General features: G+C 61.2%; 10 protein-coding genes. 8 read left to right on the top strand and 2 right to left on the bottom strand.

From position 1 onward, the window contains the following. Positions 1-132: 132 nt before the first annotated feature. Positions 133-1,809 (bottom strand): MFS transporter, encoded by a 1,677-nt coding sequence (locus tag ACIPL2_RS26445; protein WP_401361322.1) that lies wholly within the window; start codon positions 1,807-1,809, stop codon positions 133-135. Positions 1,810-2,131: 322 nt separating this feature from the next. On the opposite strand from ACIPL2_RS26445, the gene ACIPL2_RS26440 reads away from it, so the two are divergent. From ACIPL2_RS26440 to ACIPL2_RS26410, 7 genes are all read left to right on the top strand, one after another. Continuing rightward, the gene (locus tag ACIPL2_RS26440) at positions 2,132-2,908 is read left to right on the top strand and encodes an ABC transporter substrate-binding protein (protein ID WP_401361320.1); all 777 of its coding nucleotides are present in this window, start codon (positions 2,132-2,134) and stop codon (positions 2,906-2,908) included. Positions 2,909-2,965: 57 nt separating this feature from the next. After that, positions 2,966-3,655: an ABC transporter permease gene (locus tag ACIPL2_RS26435; protein ID WP_401361318.1), complete on the top strand. Its 690-nt coding sequence runs from the start codon at positions 2,966-2,968 to the stop codon at positions 3,653-3,655. 13 nt (positions 3,656-3,668) lie between these two features. Beyond that, the gene (locus ACIPL2_RS26430; protein WP_401361316.1) at positions 3,669-4,367 is read left to right on the top strand and encodes an ABC transporter permease; all 699 of its coding nucleotides are present in this window, start codon (positions 3,669-3,671) and stop codon (positions 4,365-4,367) included. 8 nt (positions 4,368-4,375) lie between these two features. Next, on the top strand, positions 4,376-5,488 hold the full coding sequence (locus tag ACIPL2_RS26425) for a succinylglutamate desuccinylase/aspartoacylase family protein (protein WP_401361314.1): 1,113 nt from the start codon (positions 4,376-4,378) through the stop codon (positions 5,486-5,488). 18 nt (positions 5,489-5,506) lie between these two features. Further along, complete coding sequence (locus tag ACIPL2_RS26420) at positions 5,507-6,271, top strand: ABC transporter ATP-binding protein (protein ID WP_401361312.1); 765 nt, start codon at positions 5,507-5,509, stop codon at positions 6,269-6,271. 302 nt (positions 6,272-6,573) lie between these two features. Next, on the top strand, positions 6,574-7,482 hold the full coding sequence (locus ACIPL2_RS26415) for a MurR/RpiR family transcriptional regulator (protein ID WP_401361310.1): 909 nt from the start codon (positions 6,574-6,576) through the stop codon (positions 7,480-7,482). Between the two features lie 290 nt (positions 7,483-7,772). Next, positions 7,773-11,885 carry a molybdopterin-dependent oxidoreductase gene (locus ACIPL2_RS26410; RefSeq protein ID WP_401361308.1) on the top strand — a complete coding sequence of 1,371 codons (4,113 nt, stop codon included), beginning with the start codon at positions 7,773-7,775 and terminating at the stop codon, positions 11,883-11,885. Positions 11,886-12,161: 276 nt separating this feature from the next. Here the strand turns inward: ACIPL2_RS26410 and ACIPL2_RS26405 are convergent, their stop codons facing one another. After that, positions 12,162-12,398 carry a hypothetical protein gene (locus ACIPL2_RS26405; RefSeq protein ID WP_059405425.1) on the bottom strand — a complete coding sequence of 79 codons (237 nt, stop codon included), beginning with the start codon at positions 12,396-12,398 and terminating at the stop codon, positions 12,162-12,164. Between the two features lie 196 nt (positions 12,399-12,594). On the opposite strand from ACIPL2_RS26405, the gene ACIPL2_RS26400 reads away from it, so the two are divergent. After that, positions 12,595-14,358 carry an L-lactate permease gene (locus ACIPL2_RS26400; protein ID WP_401361306.1) on the top strand — a complete coding sequence of 588 codons (1,764 nt, stop codon included), beginning with the start codon at positions 12,595-12,597 and terminating at the stop codon, positions 14,356-14,358. The last annotated feature ends 156 nt before the right edge of the window (positions 14,359-14,514 follow it).

Below are 14,514 nucleotides of genomic sequence, written 5' to 3'. Positions count from 1 at the left end.
CTTTTTCATGGCCTCGCCCTCGCTGTCGTTGGCTTCTATAAGAATGCCACCGTGGCGCACAGACGCCTCGGCTTGGGCGAGTCCATCCAATTACAAGGGTAGGCGTATTGCCCGAAGGACCGCGCCCAGGATTTACGTGTGATGAATCTCCCGATCCTTGGTTTCCGGCAGGAAGAACGTACCCAGAATGGCCGTCATCACCGCGATGACAATCGGGTACCACAAACCGTAATAGATATCCCCGGTGGCCGCGACCATGGCGAAGGCCACCGTCGGCAGGAAGCCGCCGAACCAGCCGTTGCCGATGTGGTACGGCAGCGACATCGAGGTGTAGCGGATGCGCGCCGGGAACAGTTCCACCAGCCACGCGGCGATCGGGCCGTAAACCATCGTCACGTAGATCACCAGGATGGTCAGGAACAGCAGCACCATTGGGTAATTGGTCTTGGCTGGGTCGGCCTTTTCAGGGTAGCCGGCTTCCTTGAGCCCGGCGCCGAGGGTGGCGGCGAAGGCGTCGTTGCGCGTCTTGAAGTCGGCGGCCGGCATGCCGGTGCCCTCGAAGCTCGGGATCACTTTGTCGCCGATGCGTACCTGCGCAACGGTGCCCGGTTCGGCCTTCACGTTTTTGTAGGGGATGGCTTTTTTCGCCAGCACGGTTTTCGCGAGGTCGCAGGAACTGGTGAATTTGGCCTTGCCCACCGGGTCGAACTGGAACGAGCACTGATCAGGATCGGCGATCACCGTGACCGGGTTCTTCTCCTGCGCGATGAACACGTCGGGGTTACCGTATTGGGTCAACGCATGGAAGATCGGGAAGTAGGTCACCGCCGCGAGGATGCAGCCGGCCATGATGATGCCCTTGCGGCCAATGCGGTCGGACAGGCTGCCGAAGATGACGAAGAACGGCGTGCCGATCAGCAGCGAACCGGCGATCAAAAGGTTGGCGGTCTGCGGGTCGATCTTCAGCGTTTGCAGCAGGAAAAACAGCGCATAGAACTGCCCGGTGTACCAGACCACGGCTTGGCCGGCGGTACCGCCGAGCAGGGCCATGATCACTATTTTCAGGTTGTCCCAGCGGGCGAAGGATTCAGTCAGCGGCGCCTTCGACGACTTGCCCTCAGCCTTCATTTTCAGGAACACCGGCGACTCGCTGAGTTGCAGGCGGATGTACACCGACACGATCAGCAGCAAGATCGACAGCAGGAACGGAATCCGCCAGCCCCACGCCTCGAAGGCCTCGGTGCCGAGGGCCGTACGGCAGGCGAGGATCACCAGCAGCGAGAGGAACAGGCCGAGGGTCGCGGTGGTCTGGATCCACGAGGTGAAGTAGCCGCGCTTGCCTTTCGGCGCATGCTCGGCCACGTAAGTCGCCGCGCCGCCGTACTCACCGCCCAGGGCCAGGCCTTGCAACAGCCGCAGGGTGATCAGGATGACGGGTGCCGCCACGCCGATGGTCGCGTAACCGGGCAGAAAGCCCACCACCGCCGTGGAAACACCCATGATCACGATGGTGATGAGGAAGGTGTGCTTGCGCCCGATCATGTCACCCAAGCGGCCGAACACAATGGCGCCGAAGGGCCTTACGGCAAAGCCCGCGGCGAACGCCAGCAGCGCGAAGATGAACGACGTTGTCTCGTTGACCCCGGCGAAGAAGTGCTTGGCAATGATCGCCGCGAGGGAGCCGTAAAGGTAGAAGTCGTACCACTCGAACACAGTGCCCAGGGACGAGGCGAAAATGACCTTGCGCTCCTCCTTGGTGATCCCGTGGTGGGGCGCGCTGCCCGTGGTTGTGCTGTCGATTGTGGCCATGAGTCTTCTCCGTCGTGCGCTTGTTATAGGCCGGAGTACCTCACTCGCTTTTGCCGCACCCAGGCCCTTGGGCTAATGTCACCGGATCGCGGATTGCGCGAAGAATGGGAACAGGCTGCCCGCCTCGCATCGCCGCAAGTTACCTAGAAGCATAATCACCTTCGCGCAGATATCCACTCGCCCCCCGCTAAACCCCGGACTGTCCCGTTGTCCGGGTTTTCTCACGCCTCGTTTTGATATCTTTTTTTTCACTGTGTTGATTTATGAAATAATACGTGTCATTTATAGCCACACAAAAACACGCCCCCAGGGAGTCAACAATATGAACAAGACAGAACTTCTAGGTGCTCTGGCACTGTGCGCCGCCAGTTGGCTGGCCCACGCTGACGAAGACAGCCTGCGTATCGGTATCGAAGCGGCCTACCCGCCCTTCTCCTTCAAGACGCCGGAGGGCAACGTCAGTGGTTTCGACTACGACATCGGCAACGCCCTGTGCGAAGAGATGAAGGTCAAGTGCGAGTGGGTCATCCAGGAATTCGACGGCATGATCCCCTCGCTGAAAGTGCGCAAGATCGATGCGGTGTTGTCGTCAATGTCGATCACCGAAGACCGGATGAAGTCGGTCGACTTCAGCAAAAAGTACTACCACACCCCCGGCAAGTTCGCGATGAAGGCCGGCAACGTGATCAACGACCCGACGGTTGATCTCAAGGGCAAGAAAGTCGGCGTGCAACGCTCCTCGACTTACGACCGTTTCGCCACCGAACAGCTTGAGAAAGCCGGGGTCATGGTGGTGCGTTACGGCTCACAGAATGAGGCCTTTCTCGATCTGGCCTCGGGTCGCCTGGACGCCACGCTCGCCGACATCGTCAACACCGATGAAAGCTTTATCAAAACTCCGGCAGGCCAGGGTTTCGCCCTGGTCGGGCCGGACATCAACGACCCGAAATACTTCGGCCGGGGCGCCGGGATCGCCGTGCGCAAAGGCGACAGCGTGAACGTTGCGCGCTTGAGCGCCGCGATTGATGCGATCCGCGCCAATGGCAAGTACCAGCAAGTGATGGGCAAGTATTTCGCCTTCGATATCTACGGCGAATAAACGCCTGCCTGCCCCCCTGGCGCCGCCCGTTGCGGCGCTCGTTTGAGGAACTTCATCATGCTTCACGGCTACGGATCGAGCATTCTCGATGGCGCCTGGCTGACCATTAATCTCGCCTTGACCTCCATGGCCATGGCGATTGCCCTCGGCCTGATCGGCGCGGCCTTTCGCTTGTCGCCGCTCAAATGGCTGGCCATGCTCGGCGAAGGCTACACCACGCTGATTCGCGGTATTCCCGACCTGGTGTTGATCCTGCTGATTTTTTACGGCGGCCAGGATCTGGTGAACCGCATGGCCCTGGCACTCGGTTACACCCGCTACATCGACATCAATCCTTTCATCGCTGGCGTCTGCACCATGGGCTTCATTTTTGGCGCCTACCTCTCGGAGACTTTTCGCGGCGCGTTTATGGCGATCCCCAAAGGTCAGGCCGAGGCCGGCGCGGCGTATGGCATGAGTGGCACGCAAGTGTTCTGGCGGATTCTGGTGCCGCAGATGATTCGCTTCGCCATTCCCGGGTTCACCAACAACTGGCTGGTGCTGACTAAATCCACCGCGCTGATTTCGGTGATCGGCTTGCAGGACATGATGTTCAAGGCCAAGAACGCAGCGGATGCGACCCATGAGCCGTTCACGTTTTTCCTCGCCGTGGCGGCGCTGTATCTGATGCTGACCAGCCTGTCGTTGCTGGTGCTGCGCTATCTGGAAAAACACTACTCGGTCGGCATCAAAGCCGCCGAACTGTGATTGGGAGCCACCCATGATTCTCGACTACAACCTGATCTGGGAAAACCTGCCGCTGTACTTCAATGGCGCCGTGTTGACCCTCAAAGTCCTGCTGATTTCCCTGGCGTTTGGCCTGGTGCTGGCGATCCCCTTGGCGCTGATGCGCGTGTCCCGCTCAGCGTTGATCAACTTCCCGGCGTGGCTCTACACCTACGTGATTCGCGGCACGCCGATGCTGGTGCAATTGTTCCTGATCTATTACGGCCTGGCGCAGTTCGCGGCGGTGCGGGAAAGCGCGCTCTGGCCGTACCTCTCCAGCGCCACCTTTTGCGCCTGCCTGGCCTTTGCGATCAACACCAGTGCCTACAGCGCAGAGCTGCTGGCCGGCAGTTTGAAAGCCACCGCCCATGGCGAAATCGAAGCGGCCAGGGCGATGGGCATGTCGCGCTTCACGTTGTACCGGCGGATTCTGCTGCCCTCGGCGTTGCGTCGGGCATTGCCGCAGTACAGCAACGAAGTGCTGATGATGCTGCAAACCACCAGTTTGGCGTCGATCGTCACGCTGGTGGACATCACCGGCGCCGCGCGTACGGTCAGTGCGCGGTTCTACCTGCCGTTCGAGGCGTTCATCACCGCCGGCCTCATCTACCTGGCCCTGACCTTCATCCTGGTGCGTCTGTTCAAGCTGGCCGAGCGCCGCTGGCTGGCGTACCTGGCACCGCGCAAGCACTAAGGAATTTTATGAAGCACATTCAATACCTCTTGCCGTGGAGTGCCTCGGGCACTGAACGACACCTGTCGCTGTTTCGTTTTGGCAGCGGGCCGCGCAAGGCCTACATCCAGGCCTCCTTGCACGCCGATGAACTGCCGGGCATGCGCGTCGCCGTCGAACTCAAGCGCCGTCTGCGCGAACTGGAAAAACAAGGTCGCCTGACCGGCGTAATCGAACTGGTACCGATGGCCAATCCGATCGGCATCGGGCAGATGTTCCAGGCTACCCATCAGGGTCGCTTCGAGTTCTCCAGCGGCAAGAATTTCAATCGCGATTTTCCGGAACTGGCCGATGCCCTGACACCGCTGCTGGAAGGACAATTGGGCAACGATGCCGAGGCCAACATTGCACTGATCCGCCACGCCATGCGCGATGTCCTCAAGGAGATGCCGGCACCGGCATCCGAGCTTGATGGCTTGCGTTGTTTGCTGATGCAACACGCCTGCGACGCCGATGTGGTGCTGGACCTGCACTGCGATTTCGAATCGATCATGCTGCTTTACGCCATGCCGCAAAACTGGCCGCGCTTGCGCTCACTGGCCGCCCGCCTGGACGCGGGTGTTGCCCTGCTGGCCGAGGCTGCGGGAGGCAGCGCTTTCGATGAAGCCTGCGCGATCCCGTGGTTGCAGCTCGCCGAGCGTTTCCCGCAGGCCAACATTCCGCTGGCCTGCGTGGCGACCACCATCGAACTGCGCGGCATGGCCGACACCGAACGCGGGCTCTGCGTCGACAGCGCAGAAGCGATCCTCGGCTATCTCGCAGAGCTTGGTTTGATCAGCGGTGACTGGCCTGCTGCGCCTGCGAATGGCTGTGAAGCAACGCCCTTCGCCGGTGCCCAGTACGCCTACGCACCGCACCCTGGCGTGGTGAGTTTTCTGCAACCGCTGGGCGCGAGGGTCAAGGTCGGCGACCCGCTGTTCGAAGTGATTGACCCGCTGACCGACCGCCACAGCGTGGTGTGCGCCAGCACCGACGGCATCCTGTATGCCCGCGAACGCCTGCGTTTTGCCCAGCCCGGTTTGTGGCTGGCCAAAGTCGCCGGCAGTACCCCGATTCGCCAAGGCCGCTTGCTCAGCGACTGATTCCAGAGAGTTGAAACCATGTACAAACTTGAAATCCAGGACCTGCACAAACGCTACGGCAGCCACGAAGTGCTCAAGGGCGTGTCCCTTGAGGCGAAGGCCGGTGACGTGATCAGCATCATCGGCTCCAGCGGCTCGGGCAAAAGCACCTTCCTGCGCTGCATCAACCTTTTGGAACAGCCCAACGCGGGCAACATCGTGCTCAATGGCGAGCCACTGAAACTGGTGAGCAACAAGCTCGGCGGGCTCAAGGCTGCCGAACCCAGGCAGCTTCAACGCATGCGTTCGCGGCTGTCGATGGTGTTTCAACATTTCAATTTGTGGTCGCACATGAGCGCCCTGGAAAACGTCATGGAAGCGCCGGTGCATGTGCTGGGCATGAACAAGAAAGAGGCCCGGGAAAAGGCTGAGCATTACTTGAACAAAGTCGGTGTGGCGCATCGCAAGGATGCGTTTCCAGCCCATATGTCCGGTGGCGAACAGCAGCGTGTGGCGATTGCTCGCGCGCTGGCGATGGAACCGGAGGTGATGCTGTTCGATGAACCGACCTCGGCCCTCGACCCGGAACTGGTCGGTGAAGTGCTCAAAGTCATGCAGGACCTGGCGCTCGAAGGCCGCACCATGGTGGTCGTGACCCACGAAATGGGCTTTGCCCGCGAGGTTTCGAACCAACTGGTGTTTCTGCACAAGGGACGGGTGGAAGAGCGTGGCGATCCGCGCGAGGTGCTGGTCAACCCGCAGTCCGAGCGCCTCCAGCAGTTTCTGGCCGGAAGCCTGAAATAACCCAACCCGCCGCGACACAGACTTTGTAGCAGCTGTCGAGCCTGCGAGGCTGCGTTCGGCTGCGAAGCAGTCGTAAATCCTGAGCACGCGGTTTTCCTGATAGACCGCGCTGCCTGATTTCACGACTGCTGCGCAGCCGAACGCAGCCTCGCAAGCTCGACAGCTGCTACAGAGCCGAACGCAGCCTCGCAGGCTCGACAGCTGCTACAGAGTTAGTGTTATGGCGGAATTTGCTTAACCGAGGGGCGGCTTCGGATACACTCCCGCCAGCGTTTTTAACCTCAGGAATAGTTGAGCCGGATATGCCGACCCCCTCGAAAAACACCACGGTCTATGCCGCACCGGTGATGCGCAAACTGGCGGAGATCGTCACCGAATTGCCGCCGTCGCTGCGCAAGGTGGCGGACTTTATCCTGCGTCATCCACTGCGGGCCGCGACGCTGACCATTGAAGAAATGGCCCACGAAACGTCGACCTCGCCTGCCGCCGTCAACCGCCTGGCCAAGGCCCTGAACCTGGGTGGCTACACCGGCATGAAGTCCGAACTGGTCGCGACCTTGCAGCAAATGGTGTCGCCGGTCGACAAACTGCGCAACGAACTGGCGCATCGTCCCGGCGGTGCGTTTGGCCTGCATGAGCAAATCCAGAGCGCCACCAGCAACCTCGCTACCGCGGCGACCAACAACCACGAAGACACCTTCGAAGCCTTCGTCACGCGCCTGACCACCGCGCGTAAAATCTACATCCTCGGCTTTGGCAACAGCGTCTACTTCGCCGGCCTCGCCGCGTCGACGCTGATGCCCTTCTGTGCCGATGCCACCGCCATCAGCATGGAGGGCGGCAACGAAAACGCCGCGTACCGGCTGGCTGCGATCACCGACCAGGACGTGTTGCTGGCGATCTCCCTGCCGCGTTATTCCCTCGACACCCTGCAACTCGCCCGCTTCGCCAACGAGCGCGGCGCCTCGGTGCTGGCCATCACCGATTCACCCGCCTCACCGCTCACCAGCATCGCCGAACACACGCTGTTCGCGCCCGCCGATCATCCGGTGATGACCAGCTCCAACATCGCCGTGCTCGCCTTGATCGAAGGGTTGGTCGCCGGCGTGATGGCGCGCAACAAAGAAGCGGTGAAGCTGGCGACTGAACTGACCGAAAGCGTGATGGCGTATCTGCACATACCGACCAGCAGTAAATCGTCGAAAAAGTGAGGTCGCGCTCATTGAGCACGCTCGCCTTCGACTGGTGCACAGGACTGTCGATCGCTATATAAAAGTGCAAGAAACCGTGTCCACCCGGACCTCTTTCTTTCCTGCAACCCCCGATACAGACGGGCCAGAAGCTTTCTGGCCCGCTGTTTGCATTCACCTGATACGCAGTCAACGCTGATTGCACTTATACGACAAAGGCGCCGTGTAACCCCCGTTTCCAACGGAGGGTCACATGGCGCCTTTTTTGTTTCTGGACCGGTCAGGTGCTGGCAGAGATTCGAGGGGCGAGGATGGCAAACCAAACCGTGCGTAGCGTATGTCCCTTTTGTGGTGTGGGCTGCGGCATCGTCATGCAGGTTGAAAACAACCGGGTGGTCAAGGTCACCGGTGACAAGACCCATCCGGCCAACTTCGGTCGACTCTGCACCAAAGGCACGACCTGCGGGCAATCCATCGCCGAGTCCGGCCGGATGGAAACCGCCTACCTGCGCCCGGAGCGTAATCGAGACCCGTCGCGTATCGCCATCGACCACGCGATCAGTGAAACCGCCAGAAGACTGCGCGAGATCCTCGACGCCCACGGCCCCGATGCCCTGTCGTTCTACGTGTCCGGGCAGATGTCGCTGGAAGCCCAGTACCTGGTCAACAAGCTGGCCAAAGGCTTTGTCCGTACCCACAACATCGAATCCAATTCGCGTCTGTGCATGGCCAGCGCGGGCAGCGGTTATAAGCTCTCGCTGGGTTCCGATGGGCCGCCCGGTTCTTATCAGGACTTCGATCACGCGGAGCTGTTCTTCGTCATCGGCGCGAACATGGCCGACTGTCACCCGATTCTGTTCCTGCGCATGATGGATCGGGTCAAGGCCGGGGCGAAGCTGATCGTGGTCGATCCACGGCGTAGCGCCACGGCGGACAAAGCCAACCTGTTTATGCCGATCAAACCCGGCACTGACCTGGCCCTGCTCAATGGCTTGCTGCACCTGCTGGTAAAAAACGGCCACACTGACCCGGACTTCATCGCCTCGTTCACCGAAGGCTGGGAAGCCATGCCTGAGTTCCTTGAGGATTACGCACCGGAGAACGTCGCCGCCATCACCGGCATTCCCGAGGCGGACATTCGCCAGGCGGCTGAATGGATCGGCGAGGCCGCCGAGTGGATGAGTTGCTGGACCATGGGCCTGAATCAAAGCACCCACGGCACCTGGAACACCAATGCCCTGTGCAACCTGCACCTGGCCACCGGCGCTATTTGCCGGCCGGGCAGCGGGCCGTTTTCCCTGACCGGGCAACCGAATGCCATGGGCGGACGCGAAATGGGCTACATGGGCCCGGGTCTGCCGGGGCAGCGCTCGGTGCTGGTCGAAGCCGATCGGCTGTTCATCGAAGACCTGTGGGACATTCCGCACGATAGCCTGCCTCGCGACGTCGGTGGTGGCACCGTGGCGATGTTCGAGCAAATGTGCGCCGGCCAGATAAAAGCCTGCTGGATCATCTGCACCAACCCGGTCGCGAGCGTCCCCAACCGTCAGAAAGTCATTGAAGGCTTGCAGACCGCTGAGCTGGTCATTACCCAGGACGCGTTCCTCGACACCGAGACCAACCGCTACGCCGACATCCTCCTGCCGGGTGCACTCTGGGCCGAGGCTGAAGGGGTGATGATCAATTCCGAGCGCAACCTGACGCTGATGCAAAAAGCCGTGGAGCCACCCGGCGAGACGCTGCCCGACTGGCAGATCATCGCCAGGGTCGCGTGCGAAATGGGCTTTGAACAGGCGTTCACCTACGCCTCTTCTGCCGAGGTGTTTGAAGAGATCAAGCGCGCCTGGAACCCCAAGACTGGCTATGACATTCGCGGTGCAAGTTATGCGCGGCTGCGCGAAAAACCGCTGCAATGGCCTTGTGCGTCGGATGACGCCGAGCCTCGTAATCCGATTCGCTACCTGAACAATGGCGTGAGCCAGACGCTCAAAATCGACGCCGATGGCAGCCAACCGGCGATCGTGTTTGCAACCGAGCGCGGCAAGGGCATATTCCTCGCCCGTCCGCACATGCCGCCAGCGGAAATGCCGGACGAGGCATTCCCCTTCGTCCTCAACACCGGTCGTTTGCAGCACCAATGGCACACCCTGACCAAGACCGGCAAGGTCGCGACCCTGAACAAACTCAATCCGGGGCCGTTCGTTGAGATCCATCCGGAAGACGCCGCCAGCTTCGGCATCAAAGACAAGGATCATGTCGAGGTGCGCTCGCTGCGTGGCCGCGCCGTGTTGCCGGCCGTGGTGACCGACCGGGTGCGCCAGGGCAATTGTTTTGCGCCCTTTCACTGGAACGATGTGTTTGGCGAAAACCTGGCGATCAATGCCGTCACCAACGATGCCGTCGACCCGATTTCGCTGCAGCCTGAATTCAAATTCTGCGCGGTCGCGTTGCAACGGGTTGATTTGATCGAGCATGCCTTTCTCGATGTGCCTGCGCCCGCCGCCATCGACCTCCTCCCTCCTTCGCCTTCTAAAGAGGAACTTCCCATGTCGTGCATCGAGGCATTCGCCGATCTCGCCGGCATTCGCAATCTGCCGCCGCCGCATTTGAACGAGAATGAGCGCACCTACCTCGCCGGTTTTCTCAGTGGCTTGCAATCCACGGCAGGTCGCCAGGCTGGCGGCGTGCCTGCCCTGCCGCCGAATGCGCCCATGACCGAGGGCACCCGGCTATGGCTTGACGGTGTGTTGGGCGGGTTGTTCAGCCGGGTCGAATCAGCTACTCCACGACTCGACACCAGCGCTGACTCGTCGCCCCTGCCGACTGCACCCGCAGTGACATTGTTGTGGGCTTCGCAAACAGGGAATGCCGAAGCGTTGGCCGAGCGTTTTGCCTCGCGTTTGCGCGACAGCGGCATAGCCGTAGAATTGAGCGCGATGTCAGACTTCCCAGCGAGCAAACTGGCCAGCACCCGCCACCTGGCCGTGATCAGCAGCACCTTCGGTGACGGCGACCCACCGGACAATGGCGAAGGCTTTTGGAACACCTTGAGCACTGCCGAGACACGTCTGGAGTCGCTGCGCTTTGCGGTGCTGGCGCTGGGCGATCCCAACTACGACCAGTTCTGCCAGCACGGTAAAAAACTCGATCAGCGTCTACAGGAGTTGGGCGCCACCCGGCTGCTGGAACGCGTCGACTGCGACACCGAATTCGAGGAACGCGCGGACACTTGGCTGGCCCAATTCCAGCAAACGCTGACTCCCGCGCAGCCGGTAACGGTCGAGCCCACCCCGAGTGTTGCCCCTGGCCCTATTGCGACACCCGGCAAGACCAACCCGTTTGCTTCACGGCTGCTGGTCAACCGTCACCTGAACAAGCAAAGCGCCAACAAAGAAACCCGCCAGTTTTCCTTGGCGCTGGCGGACTCCGGACTGAGTTACGAGGCCGGCGATGCCTTGGGCGTCTGGCCGCGCAATTGCCCGGAGCTGGTGGGTGAATTGCTCAATCTGACCGGGTTGGGTGCCGACACGACCGTGAACATCGACACGCTCGGTGAAGTCCCACTGCACCAGGCACTGACCGAGCACTTTGAAATCGCCCGGCCGAACAGCGACACCCTGGCGTTCATCGCCGAACGCAGCCGCAACCCGGCATTGAAACACCTGCTGGGCAGCGAGCGCAAGGCCGAATTGAAAGACTGGCTGTGGGGCCGGCAACTGGCGGACGTGCTGCAGGCGTTTCCCGTCGACTGTTCCGCCAGTGAACTGCTGGGCACCCTCAAGCGCCTGCAACCGAGGCTCTATTCCATCGCCTCCAGCCCCAAGGCGCATCCTGAGGAAGTCCATCTCACCGTTGCCGCCGTGCGCTATGGCAAACGCAAGGGCGTGTCCTCGACCTTCCTCGCCGATCGCGTCGAAAACGCTGAAGTCCCGGTCTTCGTCCAGCCATCCAAGCACTTCCGCGCGCCCGCCGATGGCAACCTGCCGATGATCATGATCGGCCCTGGCACGGGCGTGGCGCCGTTTCGGGCGTTTCTGCAAGAACGACGGGCGCGCGGCGACAAGGGCCAGAACTGGCTGTTCTTCGGCGAGCAGCACGCCGCGACCGACTTCTACTACCGCGAGGAACTGCAAGGCCTGCAGCGCGACGGCCTGCTGACCCAACTCAGCCTGGCTTTTTCCCGCGATCAGGCAGAGAAGATTTACGTGCAGGACCGAATCCGCGAACAAGGTGCCGAACTGTGGCGCTGGCTACAGGAAGGCGCGCAGTTGTACATCTGTGGCGATGCCAGCCGCATGGCCAAGGATGTCGACCTGGCCCTGCGCCAGGTCGCGCAAAGCCAGGGTGGGCTGAGCCCGGAACACGCCGCTGATTACTGGCGCCAGTTGAGCGAGCAGAAACGCTATTTGCGTGATGTCTACTGACGGCCCGGGGTCTGGCGGCGCGCCCTTGTAGCAGCTGCCGAAGGCTGCGTTCGGCTGCGCAGCAGTCGTGAAGTCAGACTACGCGGAGTATCAGGAAAATCGCATGCGCAGGGTTTACGACTGCTGCGCAGCCGAACGCAGCCTTCGGCAGCTGCTACAGGGATCGTGGTGGGTGCAGTCTGCTCCGAACAGTCAACCCGGTTGCCAGGCATTTGCCCCGGACTTGGGCCGGATCGAGCATTGACGCCTCAGGGCACCGATACCATCAGCCACGTCTCACAGGGTTCGCTGGCTATTGCCGATACCCTTGGCGATATCGATGCCCCAATCCAGCGCCGCTTCCATGTCCAGCAGGTGCGGCTTGGGATCGTGATTCTCAGAGATGACGGAACCGTCCGGCCAGTAAACACCGATGAACATTTTCAGCGAGCCGTCCCTCAATATCTCGGCCTTGACTTCAATCTTGCATCCGTTCGACAGCGTTTCCTTGTGGTCCAAATGGCGCTCAGTCATTGCTGCATTCCTCCCGTCGTTGATACCCGAGTAGACGCAAACCCCTGGATGCAATGTTAGCTCAGTGAAGCCTTCCAACCGCCTTCATTCACCGAAGATGAGCCCTGCCCTGACAGCGGCGTAATGCCACCTATACTACAAGCCACCTACCCCCCACGGGGCCTGCACTCCCAACAATAAGAAGCAGAGGTGGAACATGGTCTGGCAGCAAATCTACGATCCGTTCGGTAACCCGGTGCTTTCCACCATCATGGCGGCAGTGCCGGTCGTGGTGATGCTGGCCTCATTGGCGTTTTTCCACATCAAGGCGCATCTGGCGGCATTGCTCGCCCTGGCCTCGGCCCTGCTGATCGCCATCTTCGCCTTCGGCATGCCGGCGAACATGGCGGGCTCGGCGGCGCTCTACGGCGCGGCCAACGGGCTGCTGCCGATTGGCTGGATCGTGCTCAACATCATCTTCCTGCATCGCCTGACCACCGAAAACGGTTCGTTCAAGGTGCTGCAGGATTCCCTGGCGCGCATTACCGACGACCGACGTCTGCAATTGCTGCTGATTGCGTTCTGCTTCGGTGCCTTCTTCGAAGGCGCGGCCGGTTTCGGCACGCCGGTGGCGGTGACCGGGGCGATTCTGATCGGGTTGGGCTTTTCGCCGCTGGCCGCGTCGGGCCTGGCGTTGATCGCCAACACCGCGCCCGTGGCGTTCGGCGCTTTGGGCACGCCCATCATTACCCTGGCCAAGGTGACCGGTCTGGATGAAATGGAGCTGTCGATGATGGTCGGTCGGCAATTGCCGTTCTTCTCGGTGATCGTGCCGTTCTGGCTGATCTGGGCCTTCGCCGGCTGGCGCAAGATGCTGGAAATCTGGCCGGCGATCCTGGTCGCCGGGGTCAGTTTTGCGGTGCCGCAGTTCCTCGTGTCCAACTACCACGGCCCGATGCTGGTGGACGTGATCGCCGCGCTGATTTCGATGGCCTGCCTGACGGGCTTCCTCAAGGTCTGGAAGCCGGCCACCGTGCACACCTCCGCCGCGCTGTCCGGGCGGGTCGACAACTCCAAAATCGACGCCGAGCATGATGAAAAACCCGTCGCCAGTGCCGCCTTTGCCTCCGATGCCAAGCCTGCGGTGATGCGTGCGTGGATGCCGTGGATCATCCTCACCGTCTTCGTTTTCGCATGGGGTACCCAGGGTTTCAAAAACATGTTCGACACCCGCCCGGCGATCGATCCGGCGACCCAATCGGCCAAGCTCGACCCACAAGGCAAGCCGATGCGCGAAGCGAACCCGATCTTCGCCCCGGTCGTGACCTTCACCACGATTCACCAGCAGATCGAAAAAGTCCCGCCGGTGGTGCCAGCGCCAAAAACCGAGGAAGCGGTCTACAAGTTCACCTGGTTCACCAGCACCGGCAGCGGCATCCTGCTCTCGGCGATTCTGGGCGGGTTGCTGATGGGTTATTCCATTCCGCAACTGATCCATCAATACCTGCGAACGCTGTGGGTGGTGCGCTATTCACTGATCACCATCACCGCGATGCTCGCCCTCGGTTTCCTCACCCGGTATTCGGGACTGGACGCCACCATGGGCCTGGCCTTCGCCGCGACGGGGATTTTCTACCCCATGTTCGGCACCCTCCTCGGCTGGCTCGGCGTTGCCCTGACCGGCTCGGACACGGCCTCCAACGTGCTGTTCGGTGGCTTGCAGCGGGTTACCGCCGAGCAACTGGGGATCAGTCCGGTGCTGATGGCCGCCGCCAACAGTTCCGGCGGGGTGATGGGCAAGATGGTCGACGCCCAGTCGATCGTGGTGGCGTCCACCGCTACGCGCTGGTATGGGCATGAAGGGGAAATCCTGCGCTACGTGTTCTTCCACTCGATCATCCTGGCGATTCTGGTCGGTGGGCTGGTGACGTTGCAGGCCTATGTGGCGCCATTCAGTCACATGGTGGTTGGCGGGCATTGATCGATTGGTGTGCCCCATGTCCGGGTTCAGCACCCGGGCATGGTGGAATGCTGTTCACTCTGTAAACCACCGCCCCCTGTAGGAGCGAGCTTGCTCGCGAAGGTCGTTAACGATGACGCGTTTCAGCAGGATAAACACTGCGCATTCATGACCTTC

The sequence above is a fragment of the Pseudomonas sp. NPDC086251 genome, from assembly GCF_044746405.1.
In the GTDB taxonomy this organism is placed as follows: Bacteria; Pseudomonadota; Gammaproteobacteria; order Pseudomonadales; family Pseudomonadaceae; genus Aquipseudomonas.
This window is presented reverse-complemented; position numbering and strand designations above follow the sequence as displayed.